At 50.0% G+C, this 21662-nt stretch carries 16 protein-coding genes and 3 pseudogenes; 9 read left to right on the top strand and 10 right to left on the bottom strand.

Going from position 1 to position 21662, the window contains the following annotated elements:
- Positions 1-113: 113 nt before the first annotated feature.
- The 3 genes from glyS to ABZJ92_RS14340 form a co-directional block, all read right to left on the bottom strand.
- Positions 114-2183 (bottom strand): glycine--tRNA ligase subunit beta, encoded by a 2070-nt coding sequence (gene glyS / locus ABZJ92_RS14330; protein WP_001291774.1) that lies wholly within the window; start codon positions 2181-2183, stop codon positions 114-116.
- 9 nt (positions 2184-2192) lie between these two features.
- Entirely contained in the window at positions 2193-3104 is a 912-nt protein-coding gene (glyQ, locus tag ABZJ92_RS14335) for a glycine--tRNA ligase subunit alpha (RefSeq protein WP_001168544.1), read from the bottom strand.
- Between the two features lie 94 nt (positions 3105-3198).
- Positions 3199-3498 (bottom strand): YsaB family lipoprotein, encoded by a 300-nt coding sequence (locus tag ABZJ92_RS14340; RefSeq protein ID WP_000980116.1) that lies wholly within the window; start codon positions 3496-3498, stop codon positions 3199-3201.
- Positions 3499-3672: 174 nt separating this feature from the next.
- On the opposite strand from ABZJ92_RS14340, the gene wecH reads away from it, so the two are divergent.
- Positions 3673-4668: an O-acetyltransferase WecH gene (wecH, locus tag ABZJ92_RS14345; RefSeq protein WP_001182653.1), complete on the top strand. Its 996-nt coding sequence runs from the start codon at positions 3673-3675 to the stop codon at positions 4666-4668.
- A gap of 41 nt (positions 4669-4709) precedes the next feature.
- Here the strand turns inward: wecH and yiaA are convergent, their stop codons facing one another.
- The 4 genes and pseudogenes from yiaA to xylA form a co-directional block, all read right to left on the bottom strand.
- The gene (gene yiaA, locus ABZJ92_RS14350; protein ID WP_001296808.1) at positions 4710-5147 is read right to left on the bottom strand and encodes an inner membrane protein YiaA; all 438 of its coding nucleotides are present in this window, start codon (positions 5145-5147) and stop codon (positions 4710-4712) included.
- A 45-nt stretch (positions 5148-5192) separates the two neighbouring features.
- Complete coding sequence (yiaB, locus tag ABZJ92_RS14355) at positions 5193-5534, bottom strand: inner membrane protein YiaB (RefSeq protein ID WP_000858193.1); 342 nt, start codon at positions 5532-5534, stop codon at positions 5193-5195.
- Positions 5535-5702: 168 nt separating this feature from the next.
- Entirely contained in the window at positions 5703-7157 is a 1455-nt protein-coding gene (gene xylB, locus ABZJ92_RS14360; protein WP_000275378.1) for a xylulokinase, read from the bottom strand.
- A gap of 71 nt (positions 7158-7228) precedes the next feature.
- Positions 7229-8551 (bottom strand): annotated as a pseudogene (xylA, locus tag ABZJ92_RS14365) (xylose isomerase).
- A 365-nt stretch (positions 8552-8916) separates the two neighbouring features.
- On the opposite strand from xylA, the gene xylF reads away from it, so the two are divergent.
- The 4 genes and pseudogenes from xylF to xylR all read left to right on the top strand — a co-directional run bounded on the left by xylF (position 8917) and on the right by xylR (position 13943).
- Entirely contained in the window at positions 8917-9909 is a 993-nt protein-coding gene (gene xylF / locus ABZJ92_RS14370) for a D-xylose ABC transporter substrate-binding protein (RefSeq protein WP_005052270.1), read from the top strand.
- A 77-nt stretch (positions 9910-9986) separates the two neighbouring features.
- A complete protein-coding gene (gene xylG / locus ABZJ92_RS14375; protein ID WP_001146516.1) occupies positions 9987-11528 on the top strand; it encodes a D-xylose ABC transporter ATP-binding protein in 1542 nt (513 codons plus the stop codon).
- Positions 11506-12687: a xylose ABC transporter permease XylH gene (gene xylH / locus ABZJ92_RS14380; protein WP_353765444.1), complete on the top strand. Its 1182-nt coding sequence runs from the start codon at positions 11506-11508 to the stop codon at positions 12685-12687. Before xylG ends, xylH begins: the two co-directional genes overlap by 23 nt.
- Before the next feature lie 77 nt (positions 12688-12764).
- A pseudogene (gene xylR, locus ABZJ92_RS14385) lies at positions 12765-13943 on the top strand (D-xylose utilization transcriptional activator XylR).
- 107 nt (positions 13944-14050) lie between these two features.
- Here the strand turns inward: xylR and ABZJ92_RS14390 are convergent.
- Entirely contained in the window at positions 14051-14875 is an 825-nt protein-coding gene (locus tag ABZJ92_RS14390) for a protein bax (protein WP_011069558.1), read from the bottom strand.
- A gap of 319 nt (positions 14876-15194) precedes the next feature.
- Between ABZJ92_RS14390 and malS the strand changes: the two genes are divergently transcribed.
- A complete protein-coding gene (malS, locus tag ABZJ92_RS14395) occupies positions 15195-17225 on the top strand; it encodes an alpha-amylase (RefSeq protein WP_000761273.1) in 2031 nt (676 codons plus the stop codon).
- A 177-nt stretch (positions 17226-17402) separates the two neighbouring features.
- On the top strand, positions 17403-18656 hold the full coding sequence (avtA, locus tag ABZJ92_RS14400; RefSeq protein ID WP_000144365.1) for a valine--pyruvate transaminase: 1254 nt from the start codon (positions 17403-17405) through the stop codon (positions 18654-18656).
- A 150-nt stretch (positions 18657-18806) separates the two neighbouring features.
- Here avtA and ABZJ92_RS14405 read toward each other — a convergent pair whose 3' ends face one another.
- Positions 18807-19280, bottom strand: a complete 474-nt coding sequence (locus ABZJ92_RS14405) for a 4Fe-4S dicluster domain-containing protein (RefSeq protein ID WP_001078799.1) — start codon at positions 19278-19280, stop codon at positions 18807-18809.
- A 101-nt stretch (positions 19281-19381) separates the two neighbouring features.
- Positions 19382-20230 (bottom strand): IclR family transcriptional regulator YiaJ, encoded by an 849-nt coding sequence (yiaJ, locus tag ABZJ92_RS14410; protein WP_000514230.1) that lies wholly within the window; start codon positions 20228-20230, stop codon positions 19382-19384.
- A gap of 199 nt (positions 20231-20429) precedes the next feature.
- Between yiaJ and yiaK the strand changes: the two genes are divergently transcribed.
- The gene (yiaK, locus tag ABZJ92_RS14415) at positions 20430-21428 is read left to right on the top strand and encodes a 3-dehydro-L-gulonate 2-dehydrogenase (protein WP_000869039.1); all 999 of its coding nucleotides are present in this window, start codon (positions 20430-20432) and stop codon (positions 21426-21428) included.
- A gap of 11 nt (positions 21429-21439) precedes the next feature.
- A pseudogene (locus tag ABZJ92_RS14420) lies at positions 21440-21586 on the top strand (YhcH/YjgK/YiaL family protein); the annotation flags it as partial.
- Positions 21587-21662: the final 76 nt, after the last annotated feature.

Raw genomic sequence — 21662 nt, forward strand, 5'->3', positions numbered from 1 at the left:
TGGAGCTGCATGACAAGGTCATCGGGCATTATCTGAACATAAAACACTATCAGTAAGTTGGAGTCATTACCAAAAAAGCCTGCCAGATGGCAGGCTTTTTAATAACGGCGTTATTACTGCAACAGCGAAATATCCGCAACGCGCAGGAACAGTTCGCGCAGTTTCTCCAGCATGGTCAGACGGTTGAGACGCAATTCTTTGTCATCAACCATGACCATCACTTTATCGAAGAAAGCATCAACCGGCTCACGCAGCTCTGCCAGTTCGACCAGCGCATCCTGGTAACGACCTTCCGCAAAGTACGGCTCCAGCTTGTCACGTAGCACCACAACCTGCATCGCCAGTTTAATTTCTTCCGGCTCTTTCAGGGTAGAGGCATTCACGCGATCGCTCAGCACTTCGTCAGATTTCGCCAGGATGTTAGATACACGTTTGTTCGCCGCCGCCAGTGCTGCAGCTGCTTCCAGGGTACGGAAGTGCGATACCGCTTTCATGCGGGCATCGAAATCAGCCGGACGAGTCGGACGACGCGCCAGTACCGCCTGGATGGTGTCAACGGTATAACCTTCGTCCTGATACCAGGCGCGGAAGCGACCGAGCATAAAGTCGATAACATCATCAACTACGTTGGCATTAGTCAGCTTATCGCCATACAGACGCACCGCTTCTTCGGTCAGCGTTTGCAGATCAAGGTTGAGGTTCTTCTCAACGATAATTCGCAGCACGCCAAGTGCGGCACGACGCAGCGCAAACGGGTCTTTGTCGCCTTTCGGATGCTGACCGATACCGAAGATACCCGCCAGAGTATCCATCTTATCAGCAATCGCCAGCGCACAAGCTACCGGGTTGGACGGCAGGTCATCACCGGCAAAGCGCGGCTGATACTGCTCATTCAGCGCGACGGCTACGTCTTCCGCTTCGCCATCGTGACGCGCGTAGTGCATCCCCATAACGCCTTGGGTGTCGGTGAACTCGAAGACCATGTTGGTCATCAGGTCACACTTAGACAGCAGGCCCGCACGGGTTGCGTGGTTAACGTCAGCGCCAATCTGTTCGGCGATCCAGCCAGCCAGCGCCTGGATGCGGTCAGTCTTGTCACGCAGCGTACCCAGCTGTTGCTGGAACAGCACGGTTTGCAGGCGCGGCAGGTTATCTTCCAGACGTTTTTTGCGGTCGGTGTTGAAGAAGAACTCGGCATCCGCCAGACGTGGACGAACGACTTTCTCGTTACCAGAGATAATTTGCTGCGGATCTTTCGATTCGATGTTGGCAACGAAGATAAAGTTCGGCAGCAGTTTGCCGTCGTTCGCATACACCGGGAAGTACTTCTGGTCACCTTTCATGGTGTAAACCAGGGCTTCAGCCGGCACCGCGAGGAATTTCTCTTCGAATTTTGCGGTCAGAACGACCGGCCACTCCACCAGCGAAGCCACTTCTTCCAGCAGGCTTTCGCTTAAGTCAGCGTTACCGCCAATCTTACGCGCTGCTTCTTCGGCATCGGCTTTAATCTTCGCTTTACGTTCTTCGTAATCGGCGATGACTTTCCCGCGCTCACGCAGAATTTCCGGATACTGATCGGCGTTGTCGATGGTGAATTCCGGTTCGCCCATAAAGCGGTGGCCGCGAATCACGCGATCGGACTGAATGCCCAGAATGGTTGCCGGAATGACTTTGTCGCCCAGCAGCAGGGTCACGGTGTGCACCGGACGCACGAAGTGCACGTCGCTTGCACCCCAGCGCATCAGTTTCGGGATCGGCAGTTTCGCCAGCGAAGTCGCAACCATATTCGGCAGCAGTGCTTCGGTGCTTTCGCCCTTCACATGGGCGCGATACAGCAGCCATTCGCCTTTATCGGTAGTCAGACGCTCAGCCTGGTCAACGGTAATACCACAACCACGCGCCCAACCTTCTGCCGCTTTGCTCGGTTTTCCTTCAGCGTCGAACGCCTGGGCAATCGCCGGGCCGCGTTTTTCGATTTCACGATCTGGTTGTGCTTCCGCCAGGTTAGCTACTTTCAGCGCCAGACGACGCGGAGCAGCAAACCATTGAACGGTGCCGTGTGCGAGGCCTGCGTTATCCAGCTCCGCAGTAAAGTTCGCAGCAAAGGACTCTGCCAGGCTGCGCAGTGCTTTTGGTGGCAGCTCTTCAGTGCCGATTTCCACCAGAAAAGTTTTCTCAGACATAGCCGCCTCTTACTTATCTTTGTTGCACATCGGGAAGCCGAGGGCTTCACGGGAAGCGTAATATGCTTCTGCCACTGCTTTGGTCAGGGTGCGAATGCGCAGAATGTAGCGCTGACGCTCGGTGACGGAGATGGCTTTACGCGCATCCAGCAGGTTGAAGCTGTGGGCGGCTTTCAGAATACGCTCGTAGGCTGGCAGCGGCAGCGGATTTTCCAGCGCCAGCAGCTGCTGCGCTTCTTTCTCGTACTGCTCAAAGCAGGTGAACAGGAAGTCCACATCCGCGTATTCGAAGTTGTAAGTGGACTGCTCCACTTCGTTCTGATGGAACACGTCGCCGTAGGTGGTTTTACCCAGCGGGCCGTCGCTCCAGACTAGGTCGTAAACGCTGTCTACGCCCTGAATGTACATGGCCAGACGTTCCAGACCGTAGGTGATCTCGCCGGTAACCGGTTTACACTCCAGACCACCAACCTGCTGGAAGTAAGTGAACTGCGTCACTTCCATGCCGTTTAGCCACACTTCCCAGCCCAGTCCCCAGGCCCCCAGAGTCGGGTTTTCCCAGTTATCTTCCACGAAACGGATGTCGTGAATAGTCGGGTCCATGCCCAGCTCTTTCAGAGAACCGAGGTACAGCTCCTGAATATTGTCCGGCGATGGCTTAATGACCACCTGGAACTGATAGTAGTGCTGTAAACGGTTGGGGTTTTCGCCGTAGCGACCATCGGTCGGGCGACGAGAAGGCTGAACATAAGCAGCCGCCATCGGTTCTGGCCCCAGCGCGCGCAGACAGGTCATTGGGTGAGAGGTTCCCGCGCCGACTTCCATGTCCAATGGTTGAACAATGGTGCAGCCCTGGCGAGCCCAGTAATCCTGTAAGGTCAGGATCAAGCCCTGGAAGGTCCTGGTATCAAACTTTTGCATATTATTTCGTGCTGGATACGTGTGGATTTAAAGGAAGGGATCAGTATACCCGCTGGATGGAAGATATACAGTACGAAACGGGAAAAAGCAGGGCTTAACGCATGGAAAGATGCAAAAAATGGCCATCTGCGTCAAAAGAACAGACAAACTGCTCTTTACGGAAGGTATAACCGCGCATTTCATAGCTTCCCTGGAACTGTTCGAAGGCGGTGACGTCGATTTTTTGCTCGCCGGTGTTATAACGTTTTGCCGCCTGATCCTTGCATAACGCTTCCATATTCAACGAACGCAGAGGATCAACCCTTACCCGTTGTGCTTTCTGCACGGGTGACGGTGTAGAACAACCCACTAGCACCATAAGCGCCATTGCCGGAAAGAAAGCGTTCATCATCATTAAATTACCGTCTGGTTTGCAGGTGAGTCTTATTATTTATATCGGTATAGTGGCTGATATCTTACGAATTTCCTTAAGCCTCTATAGGCTGTAGTGATAAAACTCAGATTATTCCAGTGCGCCAACCAAATGATTTATCGGTCAGACTTTTTTTAACCAGATACAGAGACACAGATGCAGCCCAAAATTTACTGGATTGATAACCTGCGAGGGATAGCGTGTTTAATGGTGGTGATGATTCACACCACTACCTGGTATGTGACCAATGCTCATAGTGTTAGCCCCGTCACATGGGATATCGCCAATGTTCTGAATTCTGCCTCTCGTGTCAGCGTGCCGCTATTTTTCATGATTTCCGGCTATCTCTTTTTTGGCGAACGCAGCGCCCAGCCGCGCCATTTCTTGCGTATCGGCTTATGTCTGATTTTTTATAGCGCAATCGCACTGCTCTACATTGCGCTGTTTACCTCCATCAATATGGAGTTAGCGCTGAAAAACCTGCTGCAAAAGCCAGTGTTTTACCACTTGTGGTTTTTCTTCGCGATTGCGGTGATTTATCTGGTTTCACCGCTGATTCAGGTGAAGAACGTCGGCGGAAAAATGTTGCTGGTGCTAATGGTGGTGATTGGCATTATCGCTAACCCAAACACAGTGCCGCAGAAAATTGACGGTTTTGAATGGCTGCCAATTAACTTATATATCAATGGCGATACTTTTTACTACATTCTGTATGGCATGTTGGGCCGCGCTATAGGGATGATGGACACACAGCATAAAGCACTGTCGTGGGTGAGCGCCGCGCTGTTTGCGACGGGGGTTTTTATTATCTCTCGCGGGACATTATATGAATTGCAGTGGCGCGGAAATTTTGCCGATACCTGGTATCTTTACTGTGGGCCGATGGTTTTTATCTGCGCAATCGCGCTATTGACTCTGGTTAAAAACACGCTGGATACGCGTACCATTCGCGGACTTGGCTTAATCTCCCGCCATTCATTGGGTATATACGGATTCCACGCCTTGATTATCCATGCGCTGCGCACCCGGGGAATTGAGCTTAAAAATTGGCCAATACTGGATATTATTTGGATCTTTTGCGCGACGTTGGCAGCGAGTTTGTTACTTTCTATGCTGGTACAACGAATCGACAGAAACAGATTAGTGAGTTAAGTAAAAGCCCGTTCACATTGGACTGACCGGGCTTACGTGAATTATTCGCTGTATTCTTCCTGGGTAACCTGTGTTTCTTTTGGCGGGTTTATTCCGGCATCACGAATATTCTTCTGCACCGCTACTGCACCAAACAAGCTTAAGAAGAAAGCCAGTCCATAAAAACCTTTTTCACTGAGTAATAATGTCGCATTCCACAGACCTACCATCAGTAGAGCAACAGAGATAATAAAGACAGTCAGGCAGGTCATATAATAAATGGAAGTGGTCGGTATGCCTTCATACTTGTCCCGAACGGTCTTTTGATAAGACGCAGCAGAAAACAGTCCTAACACCAGTACGGCAAAATAATACCCTTTTTCATTTAACTGCATCTCTGCATTCCATAGCCCTAACAGGTAGGTAACGATACCACCAACGAGAGCTATCCATGACACAATACTAAAGGCCGGTGAATAGGTTGATATTTTGTTGTCCATCACAGTATTCCTTTCATTCCTGAATGTGTAAGAGCTTTATGTTGCTCATACCGAGCGAAACAAACGCATTTGACCAAACAAGCAGACAAAAAAGGCGATGGGGTAGATCACCATTTCATAAGCATTGATAGGTGCATTTAAAACACCGATAAACAAGAGACCGATAGTGATTAACGCAACTAACTGGCAGATATGGGTAAAAAAATTATCCAGTTGCCCGAGTTTTTCTGCGCGAAGATATGCATAGTTACCAAAAGTTGCTGTCATTAACACGCCAAGAAAATAGCCTTTTCCACTTAGCAATGGGCATGAGATCCATAGCCCAACCAGATAAACCAGCGCCCCGACAACAAATAATAGTTTTGCCACAGTTTTTGAGGTTTTCATAACGATCTCCATATCTACCAGCGATACATTACGAGTAACCAACGAAAGACAAAACTGAAAAATGCCATTAACAAATGATTTTCAGAATAAATTCATACTAAATATTAATTAATTAGTGAGATATATAGATGTGAATTATCCCCCACCCGGTCAGGCAGGGGATAACGTTTACGCCATTAATGGCAGAAGTTGCTGATAGAGGCGACGGAACGTTTCACGTCGTGGCTGATAAGCGGCATAACGCTGCGCATCTGGTAGATGCGACTGTTCTAACGGTAGCTGCGGCAACAACTCAATGAGCGATTTCTCTGGATTCGCCGCAATCTGCGCCAGCCTTGCTGCGCCCAGTGCTGGCCCCACATCCCCCCCCGTACGGTAATCGAGCTGCTGACCGCTGATATCCGCCAGCATCTGACGCCAGTACTCACTACGCGCCCCGCCACCAATCAACGTAACACTTTGCGGTTTAATGCCGCAGGCATGCACGACATCCATGCCATCTGCCAGCGCATAACCCACGCCTTCCAGCACTGCTCGCGCCAGTTCATTGGGGCCATGTTGATGAGTCAAACCAAAGAAAACCCCCTTCGCCTGGGGATTATTGTGTGGTGTACGCTCGCCGGAAAGATAAGGCAGAAACCAAACTGGCTCGGCACTTTCATCAGCCTGTTGAGCTGCAGCGATTAAAGCTGGGACATTGCACAGGCCGGTTAATTTCGCGGCCCAATCCAGACACGATGCTGCACTCAGCATTACAGACATTAAATGCCAACGCTGCGGTAGCGCATGGCAAAAGCTGTGTACAGCGCTTTCTGGCTTGCTTAAGAACCCTTCGCTGACAGCAAAATAGACCCCCGACGTCCCCAGCGATAACATTGCCTGATTAGCATCAACCATTCCCACACCAACTGCACCAGCTGCATTGTCGCCACCGCCTGCGACAACTGGCACCGTCGCCATACCCCACGCTTTCGCAACTTCAGGTAACAAAGCACCAGTAATTTCGCTGCCTTCGTATAATGCGGGCATCTGGTCACGAGATAAGTCGCAAGCCTGCAGCATGACGTCACTCCAGTCACGCTTTGCGACATCCAGCCACATGGTGCCAGCTGCGTCAGACATATCGCTGGCAAACTCCCCCGTCATACGCAGACGCAAGTAATCTTTCGGTAATAATACTTTGTCGATTTGACGGAATATCTCCGGCTCATGCCGCTGAACCCATAGCAATTTAGGCGCAGTAAATCCGGGCATCATCAGGTTGCCGGTAATCACTCGTGATTGCGGAACTCTCGCTTCCAGCAAAGTGCACTCTTGCGCACAGCGCCCGTCGTTCCACAAAATGGCAGGGCGCAATACCCGTTGTTGAGCATCCAGTAAGGTTGCTCCATGCATCTGGCCGGCAATACCCAATGCTTTAACGTCCTGCAGAGAATGCTGATCGCCCAGAGCTTTCATTGCGCGATCAGTTGCCTGCCACCACTGTTCCGGGTCTTGTTCCGACCAAAGTGGATGCGGGCGCGAAACGGTCAGCTTTTCCGTTTGCGAAGCAACCACCTCACCCTGCTCGTTGAGCAAAATAACTTTTACGCCCGAGGTGCCAAGATCTATCCCGATATACATATCGATCGTTCCTTAAAAAAATGCCCGGTATCGCTACCGATAACCGGGCCAACGGACTGCACAGTTAGCCGTTATTTGTCGAACAGATAATGATTTACCAGATTTTCCAGTTGCTCCTGGCGACCACTCTGATGCACCGGAGACAAATTATGTTCCTGAGCATATTTGGCTAAATCTGCCAGTGACATTTGGCCTTTCAGGATTTGCTGGCCCAATTCGCTATTCCAGCCGGAATAACGCTGCGCGATGCGTTTATCCAGCTCGCCATCTTCAATCATGCGCGCTGCAATTTTCAGCGCCAGTGCCATCGTATCCATCGCGCCGATATGACCGTAAAACAGATCATATTTATCAGTACTTTGACGACGTACTTTGGCATCGAAGTTCAGACCACCGGTGGTGAAACCGCCTGCTTTGAGAATTTCATACATCACCAGCGCATTCTCTTCCACACTGTTCGGGAACTGGTCGGTGTCCCAGCCCAGTTGCGCATCGCCACGGTTGGCGTCGACAGAACCGAACAGGCCAAGCGCAATGGCGGTGGCTATTTCATGATGGAAAGAGTGACCTGCCAGCGTCGCGTGGTTAGCTTCAATGTTCAGTTTAATCTCTTTTTCCAGACCAAACTGTTTCAGGAAGCCATAGACCGTCGCGGCATCGTAATCATATTGATGTTTAGTCGGTTCTTGCGGTTTCGGTTCGATAAGCAACGTGCCCTAGAAGCCGATTTTATGTTTATGCTCAACCACCATCTGCATAAAGCGGCCCAGTTGTTCACGCTCCTGACGCAAGTCGGTATTTAACAGCGTTTCGTAACCTTCACGACCACCCCACAGGACATAGTTTTCACCGCCCAATTTATGGGTTGCTTCCATCGCTGTAACAACTTGCGTTGCCGCCCAGCTGAAGACTTCAGGATCTGGGTTCGTCGCCGCACCCGCGCCATAGCGAGGGTTTGTAAAGCAGTTAGCGGTTCCCCACAGCAGCTTCACGCCGCTCTCTTCTTGCTTGGCTGCCAGGACATCAACCATTTGCGCAAAATTATTGATGTACTCTTTTAACGACGCGCCCTCAGGGGAAACATCCACATCGTGGAAGCAATAAAATGGCACATGTAACTTGTGGAAAAACTCAAATGCGACATCTGCTTTACGCTTCGCCAACGCCAGTGCCTCACCAGGCTGCTGCCACGGACGATTAAACGCCCCCACACCAAACATGTCCGCCCCGTTCCAGCAGAAGGTGTGCCAGTAGCAGGCGGCAAAACGCAAGTGCTCTTCCATACGCTTACCCAACACCAGTTCGTCGGGATTGTAGTGACGGAATGCTAACGGGTTTGAGGATTTTGAGCCTTCATAACGAACGCGATCGAGCTGGTCAAAATAGGCTTGCATATTGAACTCCATAATCAGGTAATGCCGCGGGTGATGGATGATGTCGTAATATTGGGCACTCCCTTTCAATTGCTCAATTATGTTATTTCACACTGCTATTGAGATAATTCACAAGTGTGCGCTCGCTCGCAAAATAAAATGGGATGATGAAAATGGGTAATTCCTCGAAGATAAAAATGCAATAAGTACAATTGCGCAACAAAAGTAAGATCTCGGTCATAAATCAAGAAATAAACCAAAAATCGTAATCGAAAGATAAAAATCTGTAATTGTTTTCCCCTGTTTAGTTGCTAAAAATTGGTTACGTTTATCGCGGTGATTGTTACTTATTAAAGCTGTCCTCTAACTACAGAAGGCCCTACACCATGAAAATAAAGAACATTCTACTCACCCTTTGCACCTCACTTCTGCTTACCAACGTTGCGGCACACGCCAAAGAAGTCAAAATAGGTATGGCGATTGATGATCTCCGTCTTGAACGCTGGCAAAAAGATCGAGATATTTTTGTGAAAAAGGCAGAATCTCTCGGTGCGAAAGTATTTGTACAGTCTGCAAATGGCAATGAAGAAACACAAATGTCGCAGATTGAAAACATGATTAACCGGGGTGTCGATGTTCTTGTCATTATTCCGTATAACGGTCAGGTATTAAGTAACGTTGTAAAAAAAGCCAAACAAGAAGGTATTAAAGTATTAGCTTACGACCGTATGATTAACGATGCGGATATCGATTTTTATATTTCTTTCGATAACGAAAAAGTCGGTGAACTGCAGGCAAAAGCCTTGGTCGATATTGTTCCGCAAGGTAATTACTTCCTGATGGGCGGCTCGCCGGTAGATAACAACGCCAAGCTGTTCCGCGCCGGACAAATGAAAGTGTTAAAACCTTACGTTGATTCTGGAAAAATTAAAGTCGTTGGTGACCAATGGGTTGATGGCTGGTTACCGGAAAACGCATTGAAAATTATGGAAAACGCGCTAACCGCCAATAATAACAAAATTGATGCTGTAGTTGCCTCAAACGATGCCACCGCAGGTGGGGCAATTCAGGCATTAAGCGCGCAAGGTTTATCAGGGAAAGTAGCAATTTCCGGCCAGGATGCGGATCTCGCAGGTATTAAACGTATTGCTGCCGGTACGCAAACTATGACGGTGTATAAACCTATTACATTGCTGGCAAATACTGCCGCAGAAATTGCCGTTGAATTGGGCAATGGTCAGGAGCCAAAAGCAGATACCTCACTGAATAATGGCCTGAAAGATGTCCCCTCCCGCCTCCTGACACCGATCGATGTGAATAAAAACAACATCAAAGATACGGTAATTAAAGACGGATTCCACAAAGAGAGCGAGCTGTAAGCGTTACGCCCCGGCGCGGAGCGGGGGCGTGATTTCTCTCCATGCCGCGTGAATGAATTGGCTTAGGTGGAGTCGTTATGCCTTATCTACTTGAAATGAAGAACATTACCAAAACCTTCGGCAGTGTGAAGGCGATTGATAACGTCAGCTTGCGGTTGAATGCTGGCGAAATCGTCTCACTCTGTGGGGAAAATGGGTCTGGTAAATCAACGCTGATGAAAGTGCTGTGTGGTATTTATCCCCATGGCTCCTACGAAGGCGAAATTATTTTTGCGGGAGAAGAGATTCAGGCGAGTCACATCCGCGATACCGAACGCAAAGGTATCGCCATCATTCACCAGGAATTGGCCCTGGTGAAAGAATTGACCGTGCTGGAAAATATCTTCCTGGGTAACGAAATAACCCACAATGGCATTATGGATTATGACCTGATGACGCTACGCTATCAGAAGCTGCTCGCACAGGTCAGTTTATCCATTTCACCTGATACCCGCGTTGGCGATTTAGGGCTTGGGCAACAACAACTGGTTGAAATTGCCAAGGCACTTAATAAACAGGTGCGCTTGTTAATTCTCGATGAACCGACAGCCTCATTAACTGAGCAGGAAACGTCGGTTTTACTGGATATTATTCGCGATCTACAACAGCACGGTATCGCCTGTATTTATATTTCGCACAAACTCAACGAAGTCAAAGCGATTTCCGATACGATTTGCGTTATTCGCGACGGACAGCACATTGGTACGCGTGATGCTGCCGGAATGAGTGAAGACGATATTATCACCATGATGGTCGAGCGAGAGTTAACCGCGATTTACCCTAATGAACCACATACCACCGGAGATGAAATATTACGTATTGAACATCTGACGGCATGGCATCCGGTCAATCGTCATATTAAACGAGTTAATGATGTCTCGTTTTCCCTGAAACGTGGCGAAATACTGGGTATTGCCGGACTCGTTGGTGCCGGACGTACCGAGACCATTCAGTGCCTGTTTGGCGTGTGGCCCGGACAATGGGAAGGAAAAATTTATATTGATGGCAAACAGGTAGATATTCGTAACTGTCAGCAAGCCATCACCCAGGGGATTGCGATGGTACCCGAAGACAGAAAGCGCGACGGCATCGTTCCGGTAATGGCGGTTGGTAAAAATATTACCCTCGCCGCACTCAATAAATTTACCGGTGGCATTAGCCAGCTTGATGACGCGGCAGAGCAAAAATGTATTCTGGAATCAATTCAGCAACTCAAAGTTAAAACGTCGTCCCCCGACCTTGCTATTGGACGTTTGAGCGGCGGCAATCAGCAAAAAGCGATCCTCGCCCGCTGTCTGTTACTTAACCCGCGCATCCTCATTCTTGATGAACCTACCAGGGGTATTGATATTGGCGCGAAATATGAGATCTACAAATTAATTAACCAACTCGTCCAGCAGGGTATTGCCGTTATTGTCATCTCTTCCGAATTACCTGAAGTGCTCGGCCTTAGCGATCGTGTACTGGTGATGCATGAAGGGAAACTAAAAGCCAACCTGATAAATCATAACCTGACTCAGGAGCAGGTGATGGAAGCCGCATTGAGGAGCGAACATCATGTCGAAAAGCAATCCGTCTGAAGTGAAATTGGCCGTACCGACATCCGGTGGCTTTTCTGGGCTGAAATCACTGAATTTGCAGGTCTTCGTGATGATTGCAGCTATCATCGCAATCATGCTGTTCTTTACCTGGACCACCGATGGTGCCTACTTAAGCGCCCGTAACGTCTCCAACCTGTTACGCCAGACCGCGATTACCGGCATCCTCGCGGTAGGAATGGTGTTCGTCATAATTTCTGCTGAAATCGACCTTTCCGTCGGCTCAATGATGGGGCTATTAGGTGGCGTCGCGGCGATTTGTGACGTCTGGTTAGGCTGGCCTTTGCCACTTACCATCATTGTGACGTTGGTTCTGGGACTGCTTCTCGGTGCCTGGAACGGATGGTGGGTCGCGTACCGCAAAGTCCCTTCATTTATTGTCACCCTCGCGGGCATGTTGGCATTTCGCGGCATACTCATTGGCATCACCAACGGCACGACTGTATCCCCCACCAGCGCCGCGATGTCACAAATTGGGCACAGCTATCTCCCCGCCAGTACCGGCTTCATCATTGGCGCGCTTGGCTTAATGGCTTTTGTTGGTTGGCAATGGCGCGGAAGAATGCGCCGTCAGGCTTTGGGTTTACAGTCTCCGGCCTCTACCGCAGTAGTCGGTCGCCAAGCTTTAACCGCTATCATCGTATTAGGCGCAATCTGGCTGTTGAATGATTACCGTGGCGTTCCCACTCCTGTTCTGCTGCTGACGTTGCTGTTACTCGGCGGAATGTTTATGGCAACGCGGACGGCATTTGGACGACGCATTTATGCCATCGGCGGCAATCTGGAAGCAGCACGTCTCTCCGGGATTAACGTTGAACGCACCAAACTTGCCGTGTTCGCGATTAACGGATTAATGGTAGCCATCGCCGGATTAATCCTTAGTTCTCGACTTGGCGCTGGTTCACCTTCTGCGGGAAATATCGCCGAACTGGACGCAATTGCAGCATGCGTGATTGGCGGCACCAGCCTGGCTGGCGGTGTGGGAAGCGTTGCCGGAGCAGTAATGGGGGCATTTATCATGGCTTCACTGGATAACGGCATGAGTATGATGGATGTACCGACCTTCTGGCAGTATATCGTTAAAGGTGCGATTCTGTTGCTGGCAGTATGGATGGACTCCGCAACCAAACGCCGTTCTTGATTTTGATAAAAATTTTCTCAAAGCCGGTTACGTATTACCGGTTTTGAGTTTTTGCATGATTCAGCAGGAAAAGAACCATGTTTACTAAACGTCACCGCATCACATTACTGTTCAATGCCAATAAAGCCTATGACCGGCAGGTAGTAGAAGGCGTAGGGGAATATTTACAGGCATCACAATCAGAATGGGATATTTTCATTGAAGAAGATTTCCGCGCCCGCATTGATAAAATCAAGGACTGGTTAGGAGATGTCGTCATTGCCGACTTCGACGACAAACAGATCGAGCAAGCGCTGGCTGATGTCGACGTCCCCATTGTTGGGGTTGGCGGCTCGTATCACCTTGCAGAAAGTTACCCACCCGTTCATTACATTGCCACCGATAACTATGCGCTGGTTGAAAGCGCATTTTTGCATTTAAAAGAGAAAGGCGTTAACCGCTTTGCTTTTTATGGTCTTCCGGAATCAAGCGGCAAACGTTGGGCCACTGAACGCGAATATGCATTTCGTCAGCTTGTCGCCGAAGAAAAGTATCGCGGAGTGGTTTATCAGGGGTTAGAAACCGCGCCAGAGAACTGGCAACACGCGCAAAATCGGCTGGCAGACTGACTACAAACGCTGCCACCGCAAACCGGGATTATTGCCGTTACTGACGCCCGAGCGCGGCATATTCTGCAAGTATGTGAACATCTACATATTCCCGTACCGGAAAAATTATGCGTGATTGGCATCGATAACGAAGAACTGACCCGCTATCTGTCGCGTGTCGCCCTTTCTTCGGTCGCTCAGGGCGCGCGGCAAATGGGCTATCAGGCGGCAAAACTGTTGCATCGATTATTAGATAAAGAAGAAATGCCGCTACAGCGAATTTTGGTCCCACCAGTTCGCGTCATTGAACGGCGCTCAACAGATTATCGCTCGCTGACCGATCCCGCCGTTATTCAGGCCATGCATTACATTCGTAATCACGCCTGTAAAGGGATTAAAGTGGATCAGGTACTGGATGCGGTCGGGATCTCGCGCTCCAATCTTGAGAAGCGTTTTAAAGAAGAGGTGGGTGAAACCATCCATGCAATGATTCATGCCGAGAAGCTGGAGAAAGCGCGCAGTCTGCTGATTTCAACCACCTTGTCGATCAATGAGATATCGCAAATGTGCGGTTATCCATCGCTGCAATATTTCTACTCTGTTTTTAAAAAAGCATATGACACAACGCCAAAAGAGTATCGCGATGTAAATAGCGAGGTCATGTTGTAGCGATGATGAGAATTGTCGGCGTCACATCAGGGAACTCAGCACAGCCACCTGATGCGAGCAAAAGCCTTATCCGACCGACAAATCAGATAAGGCTCGAGGAAATGAAATTACATATGCGCCGCGATTAACCGTTGGTTATCCTGGTACATTGCGAACAGGTAGTTGTTATAACTCTTCCCTTTGGTCGAGTAGCCCTTCAGCTTGTGAATCATCGCTGTGGCAGTCACTTCCTGATCCGCTTTACGCAGCTGTGCACGCGATTTACGGAACGAAGAGTAAGCCGGGTGCGTATTCAGGTTAGTGACATAGGCGCTCACCGATTCTTTGACAGAACTAAACTGTGAGTACCCTTTCACTTTACCCGGCGCATTGGTACAACGTCCTTTCATGCATTTCATGCCGAACAGATTGTTATTGTTGCGCGCCAGCTTCGACGTTCCCCAACCGCTTTCTGCTGCAGCCATCGTCGCCACCATACTGGTAGGGATAATGTCTACGCGTTCAAGCAAGGTATTCCACGGGATTTTTCGCGTATTACCAGACCACTTCACCTTGTAGCGTTTGGCGATGTCTTTCAGACGCGCACGCTCAGCAGGTGCCCATTGGCCCTGATACTGTTTTGAAATCAGCCAGTTACGTTCTGCAGTAATGGCTGCATTTTGGCTGGTAATGTAAGGCATTACGGTCCGGAGAAACGCCTTTTTCCTTGGTGTTCCGGAAGGGTATTTTCGCAAATCAGGAAGTGAACTACTCTTTGCACTATTGCGAGAATACTCTTGTTTACTGCTTACCTGTTTATTACTAGCTTTAGTTAAGTGGGACTTTTGACTCGCTGTTGTTGTGTGCGTCTTCGCTAACACCTCACTCGAAAACACCAGAGTGAGTAACATAAGAATCATCGCCCCATATCGTCGTATGGGAGTCAAAATCATCAGGTCTCCTGGTCGGATTTAATCATTCCAACACCTTATATTTTTCACAAATTTGAGAGTTGAATCTCAAATCATATCAAAAATAGCTGTCAAGAGCACCCCAAGGAATAGTCCAAATCTGAAACTATGTCACGAGTTAACGATTCAGATTGGCGCTAAATCGCAGAAAATGTGGGGGTTATCGCAAAATTCAGCCGTTTTTTGCGCGCGATCGCTCACCCTTGCTTCTCATCCTGTGGACTTACCGCTCAGGGATGAGTTTTGTCTGGCTTATCGCTGGCAAACTGTCTGAAATCGCAGCAATAAGGACTCATCCACCATGAAACTCGCCGCCTGTTTTCTGACACTCCTTCCTGGCTTCGCCGTTGCCGCCAGCTGGACTTCTCCGGGGTTCCCTGCCTTTAGCGAACAGGGAACGGGAACATTTGTCAGCCACGCGCAGTTGCCCAAAGGTACGCGTCCACTCACGCTAAATTTTGACCAACAGTGCTGGCAGCCTGCAGATGCGATAAAACTCAATCAGATGCTTTCCCTGCAACCTTGTAGCAACACGCCGCCTCAATGGCGATTGTTCAGGGACGGCAAATATACGCTGCAAATAGACACCCGCTCCGGTACGCCAACATTGATGATTTCCATCCAGAACGCCGCCGAACCGGTAGCAAACCTGGTCCGTGAATGCCCGAAATGGGATGGATTACCGCTCACGCTGGATGTCAGCGCCACTTTCCCGGAAGGAGCCGCCGTACGGGATTATTACAGCCAACAAATTGCGATAGTGAAGAACGGTCAAATAACGTTACAACCCGCTGCTACCAGCAACGGTTTACTCCTGCTGGAACGGGCAGAAACTGACACATCCGCCCCTTTCGACTGGCATAACGCCACGGTTTACTTTGTGCTGACAGATCGTTTCGAAAACGGCGATCCCAGTAATGACCAGAGTTACGGACGTCATAAAGACGGTATGGCGGAAATTGGCACTTTTCACGGCGGCGATTTACGCGGCCTGACCAACAAACTGGATTACCTCCAGCAGTTGGGCGTTAATGCTTTATGGATAAGCGCCCCATTTGAGCAAATTCACGGCTGGGTCGGCGGTGGTACAAAAGGCGATTTCCCGCATTATGCCTACCACGGTTATTACACACAGGACTGGACGAATCTTGATGCCAATATGGGCAACGAAGCCGATCTACGGACGCTGGTTGATAGCGCACATCAGCGCGGTATTCGTATTCTCTTTGATGTCGTGATGAACCACACCAGCTATGCCACGCTGGCGGATATGCAGGAGTATCAGTTTGGCGCGTTATATCTTTCTGGTGACGAAGTGAAAAAAACGCTGGGTGAACGCTGGAGCGACTGGAAACCTGCCGCCGGACAAACCTGGCATAGCTTTAACGATTACATTAATTTCAGCGACAAAACAGGCTGGGATAAATGGTGGGGAAAAAACTGGATCAGAACGGATATCGGCGATTACGACAATCCTGGATTCGATGATCTCACTATGTCGCTGGCCTTTTTGCCGGATATCAAAACCGAATCAACTACCGCTTCTGGTCTGCCGGTGTTCTATAAAAACAAAACGGATACTCACGCTAAAGTCATCGAAGGCTTTACACCTCGCGATTACTTAACCCACTGGTTAAGTCAGTGGGTCCGCGACTATGGGATTGATGGTTTTCGGGTCGATACCGCCAAACATGTTGAGTTGCCCGCCTGGCAGCAACTGAAAACCGAAGCCAGCTCCGCGCTTCGCGAATGGAAAAAAACTAACCCCGACAAAGCATTAGATGACAAACCTTTCTGGATGACCGGTGAAGCCTGGGGCCACGGCGTGATGCAAAGTGACTACTATCGCCACGGCTTCGATGCGATGATCAATTTCGATTATCAGGAGCAGGCGGCGAAAGCAGTCGATTGTCTGGCGCAGATGGATACGACCTGGCAGCAAATGGCGGAGAAATTGCAGGGTTTCAACGTGTTGAGCTACCTCTCGTCGCATGATACCCGTCTGTTCCGTGAAGGGGGCGACAAAGCAGCAGAGTTATTACTATTAGCGCCAGGCGCGGTACAAATCTTTTATGGCGATGAATCCTCGCGTCCGTTCGGTCCTACAGGTTCTGATCCGCTGCAAGGTACACGTTCGGATATGAACTGGCAGGATGTTAGCGGTAAATCTGCCGCCAACGTCGCGCACTGGCAGAAAATCAGCCAGTTCCGCGCCCGCCATCCCGCAATTGGCGCGGGCAAACAAACGACACTTTCGCTGAAGCAGGGCTACGGCTTTGTTCGTGAGCATGGCGACGATAAAGTGCTGGTCATCTGGGCTGGGCAACAGTGACTTTTCCGGCTTCCCGTTCGTCAGTACCTCGGGAAGCCGCCAACCAGGATAAAATGTCAGCCCTAATCAGCGTTGCGGGATAAAGCACCGCTCACTCTTCAACAGACCGATTTGCACCCCAGCAAATGTAGCGTTATTGTTACCTTCCTTGCTACAGAGTTCGACAGATATCCCGCTATGACATTCTCCCTTTTTGGTGACAAATTTACCCGCCACTCCGGCATTACGCTGCTGATGGAAGATCTGAACGACGGTTTACGCACGCCTGGCGCGATTATGCTCGGCGGCGGTAATCCGGCGCAGATCCCGGAAATGCAGGACTACTTCCAGACGCTACTGACCGACATGCTGGAAAGTGGCAAAGCGACTGATGCACTGTGTAACTACGACGGTCCACAGGGGAAAACGGAGCTACTCACACTGCTTGCCGGAATGCTGCGCGAGAAGTTGGGTTGGGATATCGAACCACAGAATATTGCACTAACAAACGGCAGCCAGAGCGCGTTTTTCTACTTATTTAACCTGTTTGCCGGACGCCGTGCCGATGGTCGGGTCAAAAAAGTGCTGTTCCCGCTGGCACCGGAATACATTGGCTACGCTGACGCCGGACTGGAAGAAGATCTGTTTGTCTCTGCGCGTCCGAATATTGAACTGCTGCCGGAAGGCCAGTTTAAATACCACGTCGATTTTGAGCATCTGCATATTGGCGAAGAAACCGGGATGATTTGCGTCTCCCGGCCGACGAATCCAACAGGTAATGTGATTACTGACGAAGAGTTGCTGAAGCTTGACGCGCTGGCGAATCAACACGGCATTCCGCTGGTGATTGATAACGCTTATGGCGTCCCGTTCCCGGGTATCATCTTCAGTGAAGGGCGCCCGCTATGGAATCCGAATATCGTACTGTGCATGAGTCTTTCCAAGCTGGGGCTGCCTGGCTCCCGCTGCGGCATTATCATCGCCAATGAAAAAATCATCACTGCCATCACCAATATGAACGGCATTATCAGCCTGGCACCTGGCGGTATTGGTCCGGCGATGATGTGTGAAATGATTAAGCGTAACGATCTGCTGCGCCTGTCTGAAACAGTCATCAAACCGTTTTACTACCAGCGTGTTCAGGAAACTATCGCCATCATTCGCCGCTATTTACCGGAAAATCGCTGCCTGATTCATAAACCGGAAGGAGCCATTTTCCTCTGGCTATGGTTTAAGGATTTGCCCATTACGACCGAGCAGCTCTATCAGCGCCTGAAAGCACGCGGCGTGCTGATGGTGCCGGGGCACAACTTCTTCCCGGGACTGGATAAACCGTGGCCGCATACGCATCAATGTATGCGCATGAACTACGTACCAGAGCCGGAGAAAATTGAGGCGGGGGTGAAGATTCTGGCGGAAGAGATAGAAAGAGCCTGGGCTGAAAGTCACTAAAAATTGCCTGATGCGCTACGCTTATCAGGCCTACATGATTTCTGCAATATATTGAATTTGGAAGAATTTGTAGGCCGGATAAGGCGTTTACGCCGCATCTGGCATAAACAAAGCGCACTATTCCGGCATTGAGAAACGCCGGAAAACGTTTCAAACAGGCTGCTGCTGTAGCCGATGCCGCTGCACTTTCTCGACATCCATGCACTGCAACGCCTTTGTCGGGCAGGCTTCAACACAGGCCGGCCCCGTCTCCCGATGCCAGCACAGATCGCACTTAATCGCCCTCGCCTTTTTGCGCGAAGAAACGACCTCCATCGCACCAAACGGGCAAGCCAGCATACAGCTTTTACAGCCAATGCAACGTGTTTGTTCAACGAAAATATGCCCATGTTCGCGGCTTATCGCGTCAACAGGGCAGACATTCGCGCACGGTGCATCTTCACACTGATGACAGGCTACTGGCGTGGTCCAGCTGTGGTCTTTAATGACACGAATACGGGAAATAAACTCGTCTGGTGACAACGCAGCGCAATCCTGATTCTCCTGATGCGACACTGCGCAAGCCACTTCACAGGTACGGCAACCGATACATTTCGTCGCATCCGCAATAATAAACCGGTTCATGATCATTCCTTTGCACTAAAACAGCAGAGTGCCAGAGAGCGCGTCCCTACTGCTTTGATCCAACGAAGGAAATGTTAAAGTTTTGGCACTTGTCCAAAGCGTTATGTGATCGCGCCCAGGTCATCCCTGACAGTAAATCCCAGTTCATTAGAAATAGCCTGCGCGGTTTCACGCAGTGGTTTCAGGAGATTTTTCTCTCCCACCTGTTTCAGACGTGATGTCGAAAGCGAAATCGACACGGCGTACGGCACCCGCCCATGAATATCAAACACCGGAACAGCAATACAGGAGACGCCGAGTTCGTTTTCTTCTCTGTCCATCGCCGCTCCGCTTTCACGAATGTGCGCCAGTTCGTCGAACATCGCGGGCAGCTCGGTAATGGTATTGCGGGTTAACGGCTGGATCTCATGCTGATGGTTTTCCCAGTATGACTTCACGTAGTCCGGGTGACCAAACGCCATGTAGATCTTGCCCATTGCGGAACAGTAGAGCGGCATATGCTGGCCAATATAGGCACGGGTTCGCAGCATCCCGGTTGTGGGTTCCAGCTTATAAATCAAAATAGCGTGATCGTCTTCGCGGCTGGAGAAGTTAATGGTTTCACCAGTGGCGATGTTCAGTGCCTCAAGATGCGGAGCGGCGATATGAATGATATTCAGCGAAGACAGCGCCTTCTGCCCGACGGCAATAAATTTGGTAGTCAGGCGGTAACTCCCTGCGGCGGGCGCGGTGGTCACATAGCCGCAGGACTGTAATCCCTGCAATAAGCGATGGACGGTACTCTTATTTAAACCAGCCAGCTCCGAAAGATGCGCCAACGGACAACCGTTTGGATAGTTGCTCAAAATCTCAATCAGCATCAACCCGCGAAACAGACTCTGGCTTCCGGCTGGACGCTCTTTTTCCTGCGCCATCTCGTTCTCTTTTTTTCCCATCACTTCTTTCCCCATTTTGTCGCGTCCTGATGGTAGCGCAAAGTGTGCCGTAGTTCACGATCTCGACAGATAATTTATAACCACTTGATTTTTATGTCTTTTGAAATTCATCAATCAGATTGCTTTGTTAAAAAGTGATCGATATATTTGAAATCTAGTTCCGCATATTGAAATTTTAAGCCAAAAAAGCGATCAAAAAACAAGGAAGCCTAGGATGAAAGTGACATTTGAGCAGTTAAAAGCAGCCTTTAATCGGGTCTTAATTTCACGCGGCGTTGACAGCGAAACGGCTGACGCCTGTGCAGAGATGTTCGCCCGCACCACCGAATCCGGCGTTTATTCTCACGGCGTTAATCGTTTCCCTCGTTTCATTCAACAACTGGAAAACGGCGATATCATTCCTGATGCCCAACCCAAACGTATAACCAGCCTCGGCGCAATTGAACAGTGGGATGCCCAGCGTTCGATCGGCAACCTGACGGCGAAAAAGATGATGGATCGCGCCATTGAACTGGCTGCCGATCACGGTATTGGTCTGGTGGCACTTCGTAATGCCAACCACTGGATGCGCGGCGGCAGCTACGGCTGGCAGGCGGCGGAAAAAGGCTATATTGGCATTTGCTGGACCAACTCCATCGCCGTAATGCCGCCGTGGGGCGCAAAAGAGTGTCGCATCGGCACTAACCCGCTGATCGTCGCCATTCCTTCCACGCCGATCACCATGGTCGATATGTCGATGTCGATGTTCTCTTACGGCATGTTAGAAGTTAACCGCCTGGCAGGCCGTCAGCTCCCGGTCGATGGTGGCTTTGATGATGAGGGCAATTTGACCAAAGAACCTGGCGTTATCGAGAAGAATCGCCGCATTTTGCCGATGGGCTACTGGAAAGGTTCTGGCATGTCGATTGTGCTGGATATGATCGCTACTCTCCTTTCCGACGGCGCATCGGTTGCCGAAGTCACCCAGGACAACAGCGACGAATACGGCATTTCACAAATTTTTATTGCCATTGAAGTGGACAAGCTTATCGACGGTCCCACCCGCGATGCCAAGCTGCAACGTATCATGGATTACGTTACTACCGCTGAACGCGCTGACGAAAACCAGGCCATCCGCTTACCCGGCCACGAATTTACTACCCTGCTGGCCGAAAACCGCCGTAACGGCATCACTGTTGATGACAGCGTGTGGGCCAAAATCCAGGCGTTATGAGGAGATAAGTCATGATTTTTGGACATATCGCGCAGCCCAATCCGTGCCGTTTGCCCGCCGCCATTGAAAAGGCGCTCGATTTTCTGCGCGCTACCAACTTCAACGTCCTGGAGCCGGGCGTTGTCGAAATCGACGGCAAGAATATTTATGCGCAAATTAGGTAATGCTGCCAACTTACTGATTTAGTGTATGATGGTGATTTTAAGGTGCTTGCGTGGCTTCCATTTCCATCAG

It is taken from the genome of Shigella sp. FJ200513 (assembly GCF_040495915.1).
Taxonomy (GTDB): domain Bacteria; phylum Pseudomonadota; class Gammaproteobacteria; order Enterobacterales; family Enterobacteriaceae; genus ECMA0423.